This window comes from Caulobacter sp. CCG-8, assembly GCF_037402475.1.
In the GTDB taxonomy this organism is placed as follows: Bacteria; Pseudomonadota; Alphaproteobacteria; order Caulobacterales; family Caulobacteraceae; genus Caulobacter.
The window spans coordinates 1-18,893 of the sequence record NZ_JBBEUD010000005.1; the positions used below are offsets into that span (position 1 = coordinate 1).

Consider the following 18,893-nt stretch of genomic DNA (forward strand, 5'->3'; position numbering starts at 1 on the left):
GGTCTTGGCGCCGCGGATGCTGTTGGGGACACGCCCAAGGGCATGTCCCCGGCCCCTAGGCCGCTTCCTGCGTGTAGCCCAGCTGCTTGTTCAGCTTGTCCAGCAGCTCGATCACCGCCTCGGCGATCACGGTGCCGGGCGGGAAGATCGCGGCGGCGCCGGCGTCGCGCAGGGCCTGGAAGTCCTGGGGCGGGATCACGCCGCCGACCACCATCATGATGTCGCCGCGACCCTGCTTGGCCAGTTCGGCCTTCAATTCCGGGGCCAAGGTCAGGTGCCCGGCCGCCAGCGACGAGGCGCCGACGATGTGGACGTCGTTCTCGACCGCCTGCTTGGCGGCCTCGGCCGGGGTCTGGAACAGCGGGCCGATGTCGACGTCGAAGCCGAGGTCGGCGAAGGCGGTGGCGATCACCTTCTGGCCGCGGTCGTGGCCGTCCTGGCCCATCTTGGCCACCAGGATGCGGGGACGGCGGCCATCGGCCTGCTCGAATGCCTGGACCATGGCCTTGGCCCGGGCGGCGGCGGGATCGGCGCCGGCTTCCTTCATATAGACCCCCTGGATCGACTGGATCGTGGCGCGGTGGCGGCCGAAGACGTTCTCCATGGCCAGGCTGATCTCGCCGACCGTGGCGTGGGCGCGGGCCGCGTCGACGGCCAGAGCCAGCAGGTTGCCGGTCCCCCGGGCGCCGTCCTCCAGCGCCTTGAGCGCGGCGGCGGTCTTCGCCGGGTCGCGCTCGGCCTTCAGCCGGGCCAGCTTCTCCAACTGCTGGTTGCGCACCGAGGTGTTGTCGACCTTCAGTACCGGGATGTCGTCGGCGATCTCGGGCTTGTAGCGGTTGACGCCCACCACGCTCTGCTTGCCGCTGTCGATGCGGGCCTGGGTCTTGGCGGCCGACTCCTCGATGCGCAGCTTGGGCAGGCCCTGCTCGATGGCCTTGGCCATGCCGCCCAGGGCCTCGACCTCCTCGATGTGGGCCAGGGCCTTGACCGCCAGGTCGTGGGTCAGCTTCTCGACGTAGTAGCTGCCGCCCCACGGGTCGGCGACGCGGGTGGTGCCGCTCTCCATCTGCAGGAACAGCTGGGTGTTGCGGCTGATCCGGGCCGAGAAGTCGGTGGGCAGGGCCAGGGCCTCGTCCAGGCTGTTGGTGTGCAGGCTCTGGGTCTGGCCGTTGACGGCCGCCATGGCCTCGACGCAGGTGCGGGCGACGTTGTTGAACACGTCCTGGGCCGCCAGCGACCAGCCCGAGGTCTGGCTGTGGGTGCGCAGGGAGAGGCTGCGGTCGTCCTTGGGATCGAACTCGCGCTTCATCAGCCGGGCCCACAACAGCCGGGCCGCGCGCATCTTGGCCACTTCCATGAAGTAGTTCATGCCGATCGCCCAGAAGAACGACAGGCGCGGGGCGAAGGCGTCGATGCTCATGCCCGCCGCCACGCCGGCGCGGGCGTATTCGACGCCGTCGGCCAGGGTGTAGGCCAGTTCCAGGTCGGCCGAGGCCCCGGCCTCCTGCATGTGGTAGCCGCTGATCGAGATCGAGTTGAACTTCGGCATCTTCTCCGACGTGAAGGCGAAGATGTCCGAGATGATCCGCATCGAGGGACCGGGCGGGTAGATGTAGGTGTTGCGGACCATGAACTCCTTGAGGATGTCGTTCTGGATGGTCCCGGACAGCTTGTCGGGGCTGACGCCCTGTTCCTCGGCGGCGACGATGTAGAGCGCCAGGATCGGCAGCACCGCGCCGTTCATGGTCATCGACACGCTCATCTTGTCGAGCGGGATGCCCGAGAACAGCGTGCGCATGTCGAGGATGGAATCGATGGCCACGCCGGCCATGCCGACGTCGCCCTTCACCCGCTCGTGGTCGCTGTCGTAGCCCCGGTGGGTGGCCAGGTCGAAGGCCACCGACAGGCCCATCTGGCCGGCCGCGAGGTTGCGACGGTAGAAGGCGTTGCTGTCCTCGGCGGTCGAGAAGCCCGCGTACTGCCGCACCGTCCAGGGGTTGGTCACGTACATGGTCGGGTAGGGGCCGCGCAGATAGGGCGCGACGCCCGGATAGCCGCCGGTGAAGTCCAGGCCCGCCGTGTCTTCGGCGGTGAAGGCCGGCGGCACGTCGACGCCTTCGGGCGTCTGCCAGATCGCGCCTCCGGGCGCCGCCGCGGTGACGCCGGCCGCGAAGTCGACGGTCGTGAAATCGGGGAACTTGCTCATGCTTGCGCTCCCTCGAAGGCGGCGGCGAACCGGATGGGCGTCAGGGGCGGGCAGCGGGAGTCCGGTCCGGGCACGCGGGCGCTGGGGGGATCGACGGCGAAGTCGGCGGCCTTGGGCGTGGCGACCTCCACCGGCTTGTCGTCAGCGTTGGGGAAGGCGGTGACGCCCAGGATCTTGCGGCTCTTGTCGGCGAAGGCGGCTTCCTGCGCCGCGCGGGTGGCGCCGACGATCTCGGCGATCAGGCCGCTCTCCAGCGCCTTGACGATCCCGCCGGCCGCCTCGATGGCCTGGAAGCCGCCCCAGGCGGCGCGGGCCAGCTGGTCGGTCAGGCTGTCCAGGTACCACGAGCCGCCGGCCGGGTCGGCGACGCGGCCCAGATGACTCTCCTCCATCAGCACCAGCTGGGTGTTGCGGGCCTGGCGGCGGCCGAAGGCGGTGGGCAGGCCGACGGCGTCGGTGAAGGCGCCCAGGACGATCGCGTCCGCCCCGCCGACCGCCCCGGCGAAACCCGCCGAGGTGAGGCGCAGCAGGTTGGTCCAGGCGTCGGCCCGGGTCAGCATGCGCTGGGACGACCGGGCCTCGATCACGGCCGGAACCGACACGCCGCAGGCCTCGGTGATCCGCGCCCACAGCGCCCGGGCGGCCCGGATCTTGGCCACGCCCGTGAAGTACTCGGCGTCCAGGCTGACGCCCAGGACGATGCGCGAGAAGGCCTCTTCCATCGACAGGCCGGCGCGGACCAGCGCCTTGGCGTAGGCCAGGGCGGCGGCGGCCATCGTGGCCAGTTCCTCGGTGTTGGACCCGCCCGCCTCGTGCACGGCGCGGCCTGTGGCCAGCATCAGGCTGGCCTTGGCGTAGGTCTGGGCCAGGCGGGTCCCGACCGTCGCGGCCGAGATCAGGTGGCCCTCGATCGGGCCGGGACTGACGCCGGCCTGGGCGAAGGCGGTCAGCGGGTCCATGTGGAAGGCCAGGGGCGCGTTCGGCGCGGCCTTGGCCAGTCCGCCCAGCCAGTCGGCGGCCTTGGGACCCAGGAAGCCGGCGTCCAGGGCGACGGGGGCCAGGTCCAGCAGCACGCCGTTCAGGGCCTGGGCCAGGTCCTGCAGCGAACCGACGGCGACGCCGTTCACGCCGGTCGGGTCGATGGCCAGCAGCACCGAGGCCGCGCCGCCCTCCAGGTCCTTCATGATCTCGGCGGCGGTCTGACGCGGATCGGGATGGGCGGCGCGCATGCGCAGGTCCCAGGGGCGCTCGGCGTCGCGGGCCCGCAGGTCGCGCGCCACGGCCACGCCGTCCTCGACGGTGTAGAGCGGCCGGATGGCGATTCCATCGGGAGTCCGGGTGATCAGGGCGTCGTCGAACGCCTGGCCCTTCAAGGTCTTCTCGACCAGGGCCATCCATTTGGACCGATCCGGGGCGCCAAAATCCTCGGCCAACGGGGTGGGCGGGTGATTCACGACGTCTCTCTCCTGCACCGCAGCATTTTCTTGTTTTGGCCAGCAGATGCGCCTCTGCCCTAAGGTAGGTCAAGCGCTTGCGTGCGGTGCGAACACGCGTTTAAGCTAACAGTGTTTACATGAGCGGCCCGGAGCGGCCGCCCCAAAGGAGACGTCTTCCATGGCCTTGCCGCCGATCCTGCGCGACCGCCTGCGCCTGCCCGTCATCGCGTCTCCGCTGTTCATCATCAGCAATCCGGACCTGGTGATCGCCCAGTGCAAGGCCGGCATCGTCGGTTCGTTCCCGGCGCTGAACGCCCGGCCGATCTCGCAGCTGGACGAGTGGCTGGCGCGGATCACCGAGGAGCTGGCGGCCTACGACAAGGCCAATCCCGACGCTCCCTCGGCCCCGTTCGCGGTCAACCAGATCGTCCACAAGACCAACAACCGCCTGGAGGAGGACGTCGCCCTCTGCGTGAAGTACAAGGTCCCGGTGGTGATCACCTCGCTGGGCGCCCGCGAGGACCTGAACGGCGCGATCCACTCGTACGGCGGGATCACCCTGCATGACGTGATCAACGACAAGCACGCCCACAAGGCCATCGAGAAGGGCGCGGACGGCCTGATCCCGGTCGCGGCCGGCGCGGGCGGCCACGCCGGCGCCCTGTCGCCGTTCGCCCTGGTCCAGGAGATCCGCCAGTGGTTCGACGGGCCGGTGGCGCTGTCGGGCTCGATCGCCTCGGGCCGCTCGATCCTGGCCGCCCAGGCCATGGGCGCGGACCTGGCCTATATCGGCTCGGCCTTCATCGCCACGAAGGAGGCCAACGCGCCGCAGGGCTACAAGGACACCATCGTCGAGGCCCGGGCCAACGACATCGTCTATTCCAACCTCTTCACCGGCGTGCACGGCAACTATCTGCGCCAGTCGATCGTGCGGGCGGGCCTGGACCCCGAGAACCTGCCGGTCAGCGACCCGTCGGCCATGAACTTCGGCTCGGGCGGCAACCAGGAGGCCAAGGCCTGGCGCGACATCTGGGGTTCGGGCCAGGGCGTCGGCGCCATCGACGCGGTGCTGTCGGCCGGCGAACTGGTCGCCAAGTTCGCGGAGCAGTACGAGGATGCGAAGGCGGAGCTGGCGGCCAAGACGGCCCTGACTTCGGGGAACCGCCTGGCTTTCGCGGCCCAGTAGGCGGGGACGCCGCGGGGATCGACGCGCGTCGGTCCTCGGGGACTCCGGGCGGGGGGACACTGGAGGGGTTCAAACCCTCCAGGAGGACCCATGTCCAACGACGTCACGCCCCGCCTGTCGCTGCCCTTCGTGGCCGCGGGCCAGGCCCAGAAGCACATCACCGTCAACGAGGCCCTCGGCAAGCTGGACGGCCTGGTGCAGCTGGCCGTGCAGAGCCGCACGACCGCCGCCCAGCCGGCCTCGCCCGCCGACGGGGCGATGCACATCCTGCCGTCGGGCGCGACCGGCGCGGCGTGGCTCGGGACCGCCGCCGGCCTGCTGGCCCGCTATGCCGACGGGATCTGGGAAACCCTGACCCCCAAGGCCGGCTGGCTGGCCTGGATCATCGACGAGGGCCTGGCCCTGATCCACGACGGCGAGGCCTGGACCCCGCTGTCCTCGACCTTCAAGGCCCTGACCGCCGCCCGCTCGCCGTTCCTGGCCGCCAGCCGGTTCGAGATCCTCGAACAGGAGCTGACCCTGTCGGGCGCGTCGGTGGCGACCACGGTCACGATCCCCAACCGGGCCATCGTGCTGGGCGTCTCGACCCGCACCAGCGTGGCGGTCACCGGGGCGACCTCGTACAGCTGCGGCGTGTCGGGCGACGCGGCCAAGTTCGGCTCGTCGCTGGGCGTGGCCAAGAACGCGAGCAATGTCGGGGTGATCGGCCCGACGGCCTACTACGCCGACACGCCGGTGGTGATCACCGCCGCGGGCGGCAGCTTCACCGGCGGCAAGGTTCGGGTGTCGATCCACGCCATGCGCTTCGACGCCCCGGCCGCGGTCTAGCGTCGTTGACCCCCTCCGTCGGCTTCGCCGCCACCTCCCCCAAAGGGGGAGGATCTCCCAGCGCCCCAATGCTCCCCAATGCTCCCCCCTTTGGGGGAGCTGTCGCGAAGCGACTGAGGGGGTCTTTCGCCGCATTGACCTTCGCCGCCAACCCCGCTACCAACCCGCCACCTTTGGGGAGTAGCCGCCCGCATCTATCAGCGGGGCCCGCCGTCAACACACTTGCTCTTCTCTTTCTTGACTGGAAGAGGGCATGGCGCGGGCGAAGGAAGCGACGAGACGCTTCCGCGGCGAGACCAATGGCGTCGGTTTCCGTTCCGGGCTGGGCGGGGTCTCCGACGCTATTGGCGTGCGCTCGGCCCGGACGGTGTTTTAGATCATGGAATCCCTGCTCGTTTCGGCCCTCGTCGTGGCCATCGCCGAGATCGGCGACAAGACCCAACTGCTGGCCATCATCCTGGCCACCCGCTTCAAGAAGCCCGTGCCGATCATCCTCGGCATCCTCGTGGCCACCCTGGCCAACCACGCCCTGGCGGCCCTGGCCGGCTCGCTGGTCTCGGGCTTCTTCGACGGCGTCTGGTTCAAGTGGGCCATCGCCGTCTCGTTCATCGCCATGGCCGCCTGGGCCTTGATCCCCGACAAGGCCGACGACGACATGCCCGGCGGCGGCGGTCGCTACGGCGTCTTCCTGACCACCACCATCGCCTTCTTCCTGGTCGAGATGGGCGACAAGACCCAGATCGCCACGGTCGCCCTGGGCGCCCGCTTCCACGACGTGCTGTGGGTCGCGGCCGGCACCACCCTGGGCATGATGGCCGCCAACATCCCGGCCGTGTACCTGGGCGAGGCGGCGACCAGGATCGTGCCGCTGAAATACGTCCGTCTGGGCGCGGCCCTGATCTTCCTGGTCCTGGGCGTCTGGGCCGGGATCGAGGCCTTCCAGGGCTAGGCAACCGAAAGTCCATCCGCTCCGTTCTTCCGCATCTGAACTGGGAGGACTGAAGATGAGCGACCTATCGCCATCGGAGTTTCACGAAGACGTCTATGCGCACCCGCTGATCTCGTGGGGCGCGGTGTTCGCGGGCGTGGCGGTGGCCATCGCGCTGGGGGCCTTGCTCAATCTGCTGGGCCTGGCCATCGGCGCGACCGCCGCCAATCCGTGGACCATGGACAGCGGTGACGCCAAGGCCCTGACGGTGGGCGGCGGTCTGTGGGTGGCGTTCTCCAACGCCGTGGCCCTGCAGGTCGGCGCCTTCATCGCCGCGCGCGCCGCCAAGTATCCGGACCATCACCGGGGCCTGTTCCAGGGCCTGGCGGTCTGGGGCGTGGCCTTCGTCCTGGCCTTCGCGGGCCTCGGCACCAGCGTCGGCGGCCTGCTGCACGGCGGTGACGCGGCGGTCACGGCCTACGCCACGGCGGCAGACGACGCCTCGGGCCCGGACGACCGGGTCAGCGACGCCGACGCCAAGGCCGCGGCCGAAAAGGCCGCCGACGTCACCGCCAGCCTGGCCTGGTGGGGCGTGGCGACCATGGTCCTGGGCGCGATCGGCGCCGTCGCCGGCGGCCGCCTCGGCGCCCGCCATCCCGTCTGGCATCGACGCGCCCGCGTCGTCATCACGCCCAGCGTCTAGGAGGCTTCGATGAAGGGCATTTTCCTCTGGCTGCTGGGCATCCCGCTGCCGGTCATCTTGCTGCTGTACCTGTTCCACGTGCTTTGACGTGACGAGGCCCGCCCGCCCTTGATGCGCGCGGGCCTCAGCGCCAAAAGGGTCCTGTACGAAGGGGACCTTGATGACCGACCGCGGCTGGGAGTTCTGGATCGACCGCGGCGGCACCTTCACCGACATCGTCGCGCGGCGTCCGGACGGGACCCTGCTGACCCACAAGCTGCTGTCGGAGAATCCCGAGCAGTACGCCGACGCGGCCGTGGCCGGCGTGCGGGCCCTGCTGGAAGGCGGAGCCGGGATCGACGCGGTCAAGATGGGCACCACCGTGGCGACCAACGCCCTGCTCGAACGCCAGGGCGAGCCGACGGTCCTGGCCATCACCCGGGGCCACGCCGACGCCCTACGCATCGGCTACCAGGCCCGGCCCAAGCTGTTCGACCGCCGCATCGTCAAGCCCGAGGCCCTGTACACCCGTGTGGTCGAGATCGACGAGCGGGTCGGCGTCGAGGGCGCGGTGCTGCGTCCGCTGGACGAGGCGGCCGCCCGCGCCGACCTCCAGGCGGCCTTCGACGCCGGCTTCCGCGCCGTGGCCATCGTGCTGCTGCACGGCTTCCGCTTCACCGATCACGAGGCCCGGGTCGCGGCGATCGCCCGGGAGGTCGGCTTCGCCCAGGTCTCGGTCAGCCACGAGGTCAGCCCGCTGATGAAGCTGGTCGGGCGCGGCGACACCACGGTGGTCGACGCCTATCTGTCGCCGATCCTGCGCCGCTACGTCGATCAGGTGGCCGGCGCGCTGGGTCGAGACACGCGGCTGCTGTTCATGCAGTCCAACGGCGGCCTGACCGACGCCAGGGCCTTCCGGGGCAAGGACGCGATCCTGTCGGGGCCGGCCGGCGGCGTAGTCGGCATGGCCAAGACCGCCGCCCAGGCCGGGTTCGAGCGGGTGATCGGCTTCGACATGGGCGGCACCTCGACCGACGTCTGCCACTTCGCCGGCGAGTACGAGCGGGCCTACGAGACCGTGGTGGCGGGCGTGCGGATGCGCGCGCCGATGATGAACATCCACACCGTGGCGGCGGGCGGCGGCTCGATCTGCTCGTTCGACGGCGCGCGGTTCCGGGTCGGTCCGGCCTCGGCGGGCGCCAATCCCGGCCCCGCCTGCTACCGGCGCGGCGGACCGCTGACGGTGACCGACTGCAACGTCATGCTGGGCAAGCTGTCGCCCGACTTCTTCCCGGCGGTCTTTGGCCCGAACGCGGACCAGCCGCTGGACCGCGACATCGTCGTGGCGCGCTTCGAGGCGATGGCGAGCGAGATTCAGACCGCCACCGGCAAGGCGACGACGCCGGCCGAGATCGCCGAAGGCTTCGTGACCATCGCCGTCGAGAACATGGCCAAGGCCGTCCGGCAGATCTCGATCCAGCGCGGCTACGACGTCACCCGCTACGTCCTGGCCTGCTTCGGCGGGGCGGGCGGCCAGCACGCCTGCCTGGTGGCCGACGCCCTGGGCATGACCAAGGTCATGATCCATCCCTTCGCCGGGGTGCTCAGCGCCTACGGCATGGGCCTGGCCGACCCGCGAACCCTGCGCGAGGCGACGGTGGAATTGCCGTTGGCGCAGGCGGCGGACCTGCCCGAACGCGCCGCCATCCTGGCTTCGGAAGCCGAGACCGCCTTGCGCGCCCAGAACGTGCCCCTGGAACGGGTCGAGACGATCGCCAGTCTGCTGGTCAAGTACGCCGGAACCGACACCCCGTTGCGCGTGCCGTTCGGCGAACCCGACGCCGTGCGCTTGGCGTTCGAGGCGTTGCACCAGCGGCGCTTCGGCTTCACCTCGCCGAGCACGGCGCTGGTGGTCGAGGCCCTGGCCGTCGAGGCTGTCGGCCACACCGACGCGGGCGGCGCGCCAGACCTAGGGGCCGGCGCGGAAACCACGCCCGAACCCCTGGCGACCCTGGCCGTCCGCATGGCCGGCGCCGAGCACGCCGCGCCGGTGTTCGACCGCGCCGCCCTGCCGATCGGCGGCGAGGTGGCGGGGCCCGCCGTCGTCCGCGAGGCCACCGGCACCACCGTGATCGAGCCCGGCTGGCGGGCCGTGGTCGACCCGCACCTGAACCTGGTCCTCGAGCGCGTCGTCCCGCTGCCCAAACGCCAGGCGGCCGGGACCAAGGCCGATCCGGTGATGCTGGAGGTGTTCAACAACCTCTTCATGGCCGTGGCCGAGGAGATGGGCTTCGCGCTGCAGAACACGGCCTATTCGGTCAACATCAAGGAGCGGCTGGACTTCTCCTGCGCCCTGTTCGACCGCGACGGGAACCTGATCGCCAACGCTCCGCACATGCCCGTGCACCTGGGCTCGATGGGCGACAGCGTGCGGGCGATCCGCGACGGACGGCTGCACGACGGCCGAGGCCTGAAGCCCGGCGACGTCTACATGCTCAACGCCCCCTACAACGGCGGCACCCACCTGCCGGACGTGACGGTGGTCATGCCGGTGTTCGACGCATCGGGCGCTCTGACCTTCTATGTCGCCGCGCGCGGCCACCAGGGCGACATCGGCGGGATCACCCCGGGCTCGATGCCGCCGAACAGCCGCACGGTCGAGGAGGAGGGGGTCCTGATCGAGAACTTCCTGCTGGTCGAGGGCGGGCGGTTCCTGGACGCCGAGGTCCGGGCCCTGCTGGCCTCGGGCGCGTGGCCGGCCCGCAATCCGGACCAGAACATCGGCGACCTCAAGGCCCAGGTGGCGGCCTGCGCCCGCGGGGCCGAGGCCCTTACCGGCTTGGTCGCCGAGTTCGGCCAGGACGTGGTCGAGGCCTACATGGCCCACGTGCAGGACAACGCCGAGGAGGCCGTGCGGCGCGTGCTGGCGACCTTGGCGGACGGCGCGTTCGCCTATGAACTGGACGACGGCCCGGTGGTGAAGGTGGTCATCACCGTCGATCGGGCGGCGCGCACGGCACGGGTCGACTTCACCGGCACCAGCGACCAGGTCCCGACCAATTTCAACGCCCCGGCCTCGATCTGCCGGGCGGCGGCGCTGTACGTGTTCCGCACCCTGGTCGACGACGAGATCCCGATGAACGACGGCTGCCTGCGGCCGGTCGAACTGGTGATCCCCGAGGGCTCGATGCTGCGGCCGCGCTATCCGGCGGCGGTGGTGGCCGGCAATGTCGAGACCAGCCAGGTGGTGGTCGACGCCCTCTACGGCGCGCTGGGCGTGATGGCGGCGGCCCAGGGCACGATGAATAACTTCACCTTCGGCGACGACCGGCGGCAGTACTACGAGACCATCTGCGGCGGGGCCGGGGCGGGGCCGGACTTCGACGGCGCCGACGCGGTCCAGACTCACATGACCAACAGCCGCCTGACCGATCCGGAGGTGCTGGAGAGCCGCTATCCGGTGCTGGTCGAGGCGTTCCAGGTCCGGCGCGGCTCGGGCGGGACGGGCGCGCATCGCGGCGGCGACGGGGTGGTGCGGCGGATCGGCTTCCGCGAGCCGATGACCGCGACCCTGCTGTCGAACCGCCGGCGCGTGGCGCCGTTCGGCATGGCGGGCGGCGGCGAGGGCGCGCTGGGCAAGGCCCGGCTCGAGCGGGCGGACGGTTCGGTGGTCGTGCTGGGCGCGACGGACGCGGTGGAGGTCGCGGCGGGCGATGCGATCGTGATCGAGACGCCGGGCGGCGGGGGGTACGGGGCGGGTTAGGTTCGTGGAATGACTGGGGACAGGCGCATGCGCCTGTCCCCAACCCATGTGTGGCGCTTAGGCCAGCACGACCTTCCCATCCACCCGACGCGCGATCCCCAGCGGGTTGGCGTCCCGCAGTTCCGGCGGCAGCAGGGTGGCCGGCAGGTTCTGGTACGAGACCGGGCGCAGGAAGCGGAAGATGGCCAGCGAGCCGACCGAGGTCGAGCGGCTGTCCGAGGTCGACGGGTAAGGGCCGCCGTGGACCATGGCGTGGCCCACCTCGACGCCGGTGCCGAAGCCGTTGACCAGCACGCGGCCGGCCTTCAGCTCCAGGGTCGGCAGCAGGGCGCGGGCCAGGTCGGTGTCGGCCTCGTCCATGTGCACGGCGATGGTCAGCTGGCCTTCCAGGGCGGCCAGCACCTGGATCAGCTGGGCCAGGTCCTTGGCGCGGACCACCAGCGAGGCGGCGCCGAACACTTCGTCCTGCAGGTGAGGCGTGGTCAGGAAGGTGGCCGCGTCCACCGCGAACAGGGTCGCGCGGCCCTGGCCGTGGCCGCCTTCCAGGCCGTGGGCCACCTGGGTGACGCCGGCCGTGTCGGCCAGCGCCTGCACGCCGCCGGTGTAGGCCTTGCAGATGCCGGGGGTCAGCATCTGGCCGGCCGGGGCCTTGGCGACAGCCTCGGCGGTGGCCGCCAGGAAGGCGTCCAGCTCGGGGCCGTCGATGGCCAGGATCAGGCCGGGATTGGTGCAGAACTGGCCCGCGCCCTGGGTCAGGGCGGCGACGAACTCGGGAGCGATGGCCGCACCGCGCGCCTTCAGGGCGTTGGGCAGGAGCAGGACCGGGTTGATGCTGCTCATCTCGGCGTAGAACGGGATCGGCTCGGGACGGCCCTGGGCGATGGCCGTCAGGGCCAGGCCCGCGCGGCGCGAGCCGGTGAAGCCGGCGGCCTTGATGCGGGGATCGGCGACCAGGCCTTGCGAAATCTCGATGCCCGCGTCGTGCAGCATGGCGAAGACGCCGGACGGCAGGCCGGCTTCCTTCACGGCCGCCTGGACGGCGCGGCCGACCAGTTCCGAGGTGCCGGGGTGCGCCGGGTGGGCCTTGACCACCACCGGGCAGCCGGCCGCCAGGGCCGAGGCCGTGTCGCCGCCCGCCACCGAGAAGGCCAGGGGGAAGTTGCTGGCGCCGAACACCGCCACCGGGCCCAGCGGCACGTTGCGCAGACGCAGATCCGGACGGGGCAGGGGCGCGCGATCGGGCTGGGCCGGGTCGATGCGGGCTTCCAGCCAGCCGCCGTCGCGCAGCACGCCGGCGAACATCCGCAGCTGACCCATGGTGCGGCCGCGCTCGCCTTCGAGACGGGCGCGGGGCAGGCCGGTCTCGGCCATGGCGCGGACGATCAAGTCGTCGCCGATCGCCTCGATCTTGGCCGCGATGGTCTCCAGGAACACCGCGCGCTGCTCGGGCGAGGTGGCGCGATAGGGACCGAAGGCCGCCGCCGCCAGGGCGCAGGCCTCGTCCAGGTCGGCCTTGGTCGCGCCGCTGAAGGTGACGTCCAGGGCGTTCCCCGTGCTGGGGTCGACCGCCAGGATCGGGCCGCCGGTTCCGGGGCGGGCGCCGCCGTCGATCAGAAGTTCACCGGTGATGGTCAAGGCGCGGTCCTCGTGGTGTCGGAGTGGGTTTGAATTGGCCGTGGCTCTTAGATGATACCGCTCCCATTCTCGTCAAGCGGCGTGGGGGCAGACAGAGTGTTTCACGGAAGCTACGTTCGGCGGGCAACTCCGGGGGAACGGATTCTGAATGGCGAAGCGGCCGGCCACGATCATCCATGTCGCCGAAAAGGCGCGCGTGTCGGTCAAGACGGTGTCGCGGGTGCTCAACGACGAGCCCAACGTCACGCCGGACCTGAAGGCGCGCGTGCTCGCGGCCGTCGAGAAGCTGGGCTACAGCCCCAGCAAGGCCGCGCGGACCATGGCCGGGTCGCGCTCGTACCTGCTGGTGGCCTTCAACGACCGCCGCCTGACTCTGGACAACTGGCGCAGCGAGCGCGGCAACGAGTGGATCGACCAGATGCTGTACGGCGCCATGCTGCGCTGCGAGCAGTCGGGCTACCACCTGATGTTCGAGCTGGTGGACCGCGAATCGGACCAGCTGGAAAAGCAGATCACCGCCGTGCTGTCGTCGCTGCAGCCCGACGGGGTGATCCTGACCCCGCCCAACTGCGAGAACCCGGTGGTGCTGGGCGCGCTCAAGAAGCGCAACATCCCGTTCGTGCGCCTGAACACCCCGGTGCGCGGGCAGGGGCCGCGGGTCTACATGGACGACCGCGCCGCCGCCCGCCAGGCGACCAAGCACCTGCTGGGCCTGGGCCACACGCGTATCGCCATGATCGCCGGCGACTACAAGTTCTCGTCCTCGATCCTGCGGGTCGAGACGTTCGAGGCGACCATGGAGGCGGCGGGCCATCCCGTGCCCGAGGCGCGGATCTACAAGGGCGACTTCACCTTCGAGGCCGGGGTGGCCGGGGCGCGGGCCCTGCTGGACCTGCCCGATCCGCCGACCGCGATCATGGCTTCGAACGACCAGATGGCCCTGGGCGTGGTCAGCGTCGCCCAGGCGCGCGGCCTGGCGGTGCCGGGCGACCTGTCGATCCTCAGCTATGACGACACGATCGGCGTGCGTCTCAGCGCCCCGTCCCTGACGGCGGTGCGCCAGCCGGTGGCGAAGATGGCGGAGAAAGCCGCCGACATGCTGATCACGGCCAGCGCGGCGGGCGAGAAACAGATCGCCGGCAACACCCTGGTGCCGTTCGAGCTGATGGTGCGAGCCTCGACGGGGCCGGCGCCGAAATAGCGGGATCGGGGACAGGCGCGGGCGCCCGTCCCCGGCCGTAGTCCTACTTGCCGTCGTACGAAACCGGCAGCGTCTTGGCCGCCAGGGTCACGTCGGCCTTGGCGCCCAGGTCGCGGGACGAGGCGCCCAGCGACACCTCGTAGGCGCCGGCGGCGATGTTCCAGGTCTTGGCCTTGGAGTCGAACGTCGCCAACAGGCGCGGATCGACGCTGACGCTGACCGTGGTGCTGGCGCCCGGAGCCAGGTCGACCTTCTTGAAGCCGCCCAGGCGACGCGGCGCCTCCCAGTTCGAAGCGCCCTTCGGCCCGACATAGACTTGCGGCACGTCCTTGCCGGCGGCCTTGCCGGTGTTGGTCACCTTGAAGCTGACGGTCAGCGTGTCGCCGGCGACGCTGGTCTTCAGGTCGCTGTAGCCGAAGGTCGAGTACGACAGGCCGTGGCCGAAGGCGAACAGCGGCTGGTGGCCCTTCTTGTCGAACCACTTGTAGCCGACCGCCGCGCCCTCGATGTCGTAGTTCGCGTCGACCATCAGCTCGGGCTTGCTGTTGTCGCCGTCGATGACGGGCCGCGGCAGCTGGTCGGCGCTGGCCGGGAAAGTCACCGGCAGGCGGCCGGACGGGTTGACCTCGCCGGTCAGGACGCGGGCGACGGCCTCGCCGCCGTTGGTGCCCGGGAACCAGGCCTCGACCACGGCGCCCACCTTGGAGAGCCACGGCATCAGCACCGCGCCGCCGGTTTCCAGCACGACGGCGGTCTTGGCGTTGGCCGAGGCCACCGCGTCGATCACGGCGTCCTGGTTGTCGGCCAGGGTCAGGGAATAGTCCTGCGACTCGGCCGCCCACTGGTGGGCGAAGACGATGACCAGGTCGGCGCCGGCGGCGGCCTTGGCGGCGGCGGCCGGGTCGGTGCCGTCGTCATAGACGAACTGGGCGCCGGGATTGCGGGCCTGCAGCGCCTTCAGCGGCGAGTTGGGGTGGTAGACGATCGGGCCGGGGAAGCCCTTGGGGCCCAGGCCCTTCACCGCCATGCCGCCGATCGGGAACACCTGCGACGAGCCGCCGCCCGACAGCACGCCGACGTCGGAATGCGAGCCGATCACGACGATTTTCTTGGCCCCCTTGGCGATCGGCAGCAGGCCGCCGTCGTTCTTCAGCAGGACGATGGCCTCTTCCGCATCGGCCTGGGTGACCTTGGCGTGGGCGGCGAAGTCGATCGGGCCCTTGACCACCGGATGGTCGAACAGGCCGTGGGCGAACATCGAGCGGGTGATGCGCTTGGCCATGTCGTCCAGCCGGGCCTGCGGCACCGAGCCGTCGGCCACGGCGGCCTTCAGCGGCGCGCCGAAGAAGGGCTCCTTGTCGAAGGTGTAGGCCGACTCCTGGTCCAGGCCCGCATTGGCGGCCTTGGCGGTCGAATGGGTCGCGCCCCAATCCGACATCACATAGCCCTTGTAGCCCCAGTCCTTCTTCAGGACCTCGTTCATCAGCCAATCGCTCTCGCAGGCGTAGACGCTGTTGATGCGGTTGTAGGCGCACATCACCGAGCCCGGCTGCGACTGCTCGATGGCCAGTTCGAAGGCCAGGAAGTCGGACTGGCGGGCCGCCGCGTCGGCGATGTTGGAGCTGACCGTCATGCGGTTCGTCTCCTGGCCGTTCAGCGCCCAGTGCTTGATCGTCGAGATGATGTTGTTGGACTGGATGCCGCGGATCTGGGCCCCGACCATCACGCCGGCCAGCAGCGGATCCTCGCCGCCGTATTCGAAGTTGCGGCCGTTGCGCGGGTCGCGGGCCAGGTTGACGCCGCCGGCCAGCTGGACGTTGAAGCCCGAGGAGCGGGCCTCCGAGCCGATCATCGCGCCGCCTTTGAAGGCCAGGTCCGGGTTCCAGGTCGCGGCGGTGGCGATTCCCGAGGGCAGGGAGGTGCGCTCCAGATAGGGGTCGCTCGACTCACGCTGGGTGGCGACGCCGACGCCGGCGTCGGTTTCCCACTGCGGGGGCACGCCCAGGCGCGCGATTCCGGGGATGTAGCCGGCCGAACCCATGCGGGCCTCGGCGTGCGGCGTGAACTTGGGTTTCTCCTGGTTCGAACCGAAATAGCCGAACACCAGGGTCAATTTCTCGTCCTGCGTCATTTGCGCAACGATCAGGTCGGCGCGCTGATCGGCGCTCAGCTTGGGGTTCATCCAAGGTTTCGAGGCGCTCGCGGTCGCGGCCTGAGCGTGAGCGGCGGCCGTCGGCAGCGCCGTGGTCAGCATCAGAGCCATCACCAGGCTGCGCATTTGCTGTCGCTTCATTCTTTTTCCTCCCATTTACGTCTTAAGCTATACGCGTGGCGTTCTTTGTCAAATCTTGCCGGTCGGCGACTATTTTCAACTAATCACGACGAACGAAACGGCGCTTTCAACTAAGTCGTAAATAGATAGCTGATTGACAACGTTGTCGTACTGTAGCTATTCACAAGACGCAAGTCGCGACCACAAAGGATCGCGCGCAGGGAGGGATGAAGATGAAGCTCCGCAAAACCCTATTGGCCGGCTCGTCGGCCGTGGCGGCCATGATCGCCGCGACCGCCGTCCAGGCTCAGACCGCTCCGGCGGCGGCCGACAGCACCCAACTCGAAGAGATCACGGTCACCGCCACCAAGCGGGAGACCAACCTGCAGGACACCCCGATCGCCATCAGCGCGTTCGGTCAGAGCCAGCTCGACCGTAACCAAGTCAAGGACGTCACCGACCTGGCCAAGTTCGTGCCGTCGATGGCCATCAACCAGCAGGGCGACCAGGGCGCGATCCTGATCACCATGCGCGGCATCGGCAACGACACCGCCTTCACCGAAGTGGCCGACCCGGAAGTCGCCATCTATGTCGACGGCATCTACTCGCCGCGCGCCCAGGGCGCGGCCGTGCTGATGTACGACGTGGACGCCGTCGAAGTGGCGCGCGGCCCGCAAGGCACGCTGTTCGGCCGTAACGCCACCGTCGGCGCCGTCAGCATCCGCACCGCCAAGCCGACGCTGGGCGACTACTACGGCAACGCCGAGGTCGTCGGCGGTTCGTACAACCGCCTGGGCGCCCGCGTGGCGGTCAACATGCCGGTGTCGGACACCTTCGCCCTGCGCCTGGCGGCGATCACAGAGCGCCACGACGGCTACGCCGACTTCCAGCGTCCGCCCGAAGTGGTGGGCGTCAGCCCGTCGGCCTTCGTCACCCAGGGCAAGAAGTACTACGCCCAGGACCAGCGCTCGGCCCGCCTGAGCGCCCTGTGGAAGCCGAACGACAACTTCACCTGGAACGTCAACGTCGAGGGCTACCAGGACACCGGCGCTCCGATCATCGCGCTGGCCCAGACCCCGCGCGCCGGCCAGAAGAAGTGGTCGGCCCTGATCGACACCGCCCCCGAGAGCGACCGCTTCTCGTACGGCGTGCGCAGCACGATGGACTATTCCATCAATGAGAAGGTCGGCCTGACCTACATCACCGGCTGGCAACGCGTGGGCGGCAGCGCCAACAGCGACGCCGACGCGGGCATCCTGGGCGTGACCCGTCCGGACGGCTCGCTGACCAAGGGCGGCTTCGGCGAGAACCACACCGTCTGGTCGCGCAACGACGCCTGGAGCCACGAAGTCCAGCTGAAGTCTCAGGGCGACAACGTCGTCGACTGGATCGTCGGCGGCTTCTACAGCCACGAAGACAACTCGATCCGCTTCGACATCGACCAGCGCGACGGCTATCGCAACGGTCCGATGAGCTGGTCGGGCAGCTTCATCCAGGCCAAGCGCACGGTGGAATCGAAGGCCGCCTTCGGTCAGGCGACCTGGCACGTGAACGACCGCATCCGCCTGACCGGCGGCGTGCGCTACACCGACGACACCAAGCAGGACCAGGGCGGCCGGAACGTCACGTTCAAGGGCTACAACGACTGCCTGACCGCGGAAGCCACGGCTCCGAACGGCGGTCATCCCGAGCGTTGCGACAACGGCATCTTCGGCCGTGACCGCGGCGCGACGGCCGACCAGCTGCTGGCCCTGCTGGGCCCGGGCTACAGCATCAGCAACAACGACGTGAAGGGCAGCTGGGACAAGTTCACCTGGCTGGCGCGCGCCGACGCCGACGTGAGCGACGACGTGCTCGTCTACGGCAGCGTCAGCACCGGCTTCAAGTCGGGCAACATCGAGGACGGCGGCCTGCTGGCCGACCCCGAAACCCTGACCAACTACGAAGTCGGTTCGAAGATCCGCTTCCTGGACGGCCGGGCGACCCTGAACCTCGCGGCCTACTACGAGGACTTCAAGGGCTACCAGGTCAACCAGGTGCTCACGACGTTCAAGCCGGACGGCACGGTCGACAAGTCGCAGGTCATCACGACCAACGCCAAGGGCGCCCAGGCCTACGGCATCGAGGCCGAACTGACCGCCAACCTGACGGCCAACGACCGCCTGCAGATCTCGGCGACCGCCCAGGACACCAAGATGGACGAGCTGATGGCCGCCGACGGCCGCATCGGCCCGAACGACGCGGCCCACGCGGTCCAGCTGAAGGGCAACGAGCTGCCCCACGCCCCGCATTTCTCGGGCACGGTGGCCTACGAGCACATCTTCGAGCTGGAGAACGGCCGGATCGTCCCGCGGATCAGCACGCACTTCGAAAGCAAGAGCTGGCTGTCCTACTTCAACCAGGGCAAGCCGGACCAACAGGGCAGCTACACCCGCACGGACGTGACCCTGCGTTACGAACCGGCGGAAGCCCCCTGGTCGGCCGAAGTGTTCGTCCAGAACCTCGAGGACAAGAACATCAAGACCGGGGCCGGCGCCGCCGGCGTGCCGAACTACGATCCGATCTGGACGGCGGTCTACCAGCCGCCGCGCACCTGGGGCGTTCGCCTGAAGACGAAGTTCTAGGCCGATCCCAAGTCCCCGTCCGGCCCAGCCGGGCGGGGATGACCGCTCGAAGCCCGGTCCTCCCCCCCCCCCCGGACCCCGCTTCAGAGCGGCGCGTCCTTTCTCGAGAGGGGCGCGCCGCTCCCCCTATCT

At 69.9% G+C, this 18,893-nt stretch carries 11 protein-coding genes; 7 read left to right on the forward strand and 4 right to left on the reverse strand.

The features are described 5' to 3' along the window. Positions 1-55 precede the first annotated feature (55 nt). On the reverse strand, positions 56-2,206 hold the full coding sequence (gene scpA, locus WAE60_RS05710; RefSeq protein WP_029906996.1) for a methylmalonyl-CoA mutase: 2,151 nt from the start codon (positions 2,204-2,206) through the stop codon (positions 56-58). Further along, a complete protein-coding gene (locus tag WAE60_RS05715; protein ID WP_337685537.1) occupies positions 2,203-3,600 on the reverse strand; it encodes a methylmalonyl-CoA mutase family protein in 1,398 nt (465 codons plus the stop codon). The genes scpA and WAE60_RS05715 overlap by 4 nt, the downstream gene beginning before the upstream one ends. A 220-nt stretch (positions 3,601-3,820) precedes the next feature. Between WAE60_RS05715 and WAE60_RS05720 the strand changes: the two genes are divergently transcribed. The 5 genes from WAE60_RS05720 to WAE60_RS05740 all read left to right on the forward strand — a co-directional run bounded on the left by WAE60_RS05720 (position 3,821) and on the right by WAE60_RS05740 (position 11,029). Beyond that, on the forward strand, positions 3,821-4,828 hold the full coding sequence (locus WAE60_RS05720) for a nitronate monooxygenase family protein (protein WP_029906998.1): 1,008 nt from the start codon (positions 3,821-3,823) through the stop codon (positions 4,826-4,828). Positions 4,829-4,918: 90 nt separating this feature from the next. Further along, complete coding sequence (locus tag WAE60_RS05725) at positions 4,919-5,656, forward strand: DUF2793 domain-containing protein (protein ID WP_337685363.1); 738 nt, start codon at positions 4,919-4,921, stop codon at positions 5,654-5,656. A 379-nt stretch (positions 5,657-6,035) separates the two neighbouring features. Continuing rightward, complete coding sequence (locus WAE60_RS05730) at positions 6,036-6,605, forward strand: TMEM165/GDT1 family protein (RefSeq protein WP_337685364.1); 570 nt, start codon at positions 6,036-6,038, stop codon at positions 6,603-6,605. A 55-nt stretch (positions 6,606-6,660) separates the two neighbouring features. Then, positions 6,661-7,287, forward strand: a complete 627-nt coding sequence (locus tag WAE60_RS05735) for a hypothetical protein (RefSeq protein ID WP_051695007.1) — start codon at positions 6,661-6,663, stop codon at positions 7,285-7,287. Positions 7,288-7,447: 160 nt separating this feature from the next. Next, the gene (locus WAE60_RS05740) at positions 7,448-11,029 is read left to right on the forward strand and encodes a hydantoinase B/oxoprolinase family protein (protein WP_337685365.1); all 3,582 of its coding nucleotides are present in this window, start codon (positions 7,448-7,450) and stop codon (positions 11,027-11,029) included. 57 nt (positions 11,030-11,086) lie between these two features. Here the strand turns inward: WAE60_RS05740 and WAE60_RS05745 are convergent, their stop codons facing one another. Beyond that, positions 11,087-12,664, reverse strand: coding sequence for an aldehyde dehydrogenase (NADP(+)) (locus WAE60_RS05745; RefSeq protein ID WP_337685366.1), 1,578 nt, complete (start codon positions 12,662-12,664; stop codon positions 11,087-11,089). Between the two features lie 148 nt (positions 12,665-12,812). Between WAE60_RS05745 and WAE60_RS05750 the strand changes: the two genes are divergently transcribed. Next, complete coding sequence (locus tag WAE60_RS05750; RefSeq protein ID WP_337685367.1) at positions 12,813-13,865, forward strand: LacI family DNA-binding transcriptional regulator; 1,053 nt, start codon at positions 12,813-12,815, stop codon at positions 13,863-13,865. 43 nt (positions 13,866-13,908) lie between these two features. Here the strand turns inward: WAE60_RS05750 and WAE60_RS05755 are convergent, their stop codons facing one another. Then, positions 13,909-16,158, reverse strand: a complete 2,250-nt coding sequence (locus WAE60_RS05755) for a beta-glucosidase (RefSeq protein ID WP_337685368.1) — start codon at positions 16,156-16,158, stop codon at positions 13,909-13,911. Between the two features lie 212 nt (positions 16,159-16,370). Here WAE60_RS05755 and WAE60_RS05760 point away from each other — a divergent pair, with 212 nt between their 5' ends. Continuing rightward, entirely contained in the window at positions 16,371-18,761 is a 2,391-nt protein-coding gene (locus tag WAE60_RS05760; RefSeq protein WP_029907006.1) for a TonB-dependent receptor, read from the forward strand. Positions 18,762-18,893 lie beyond the last annotated feature (132 nt).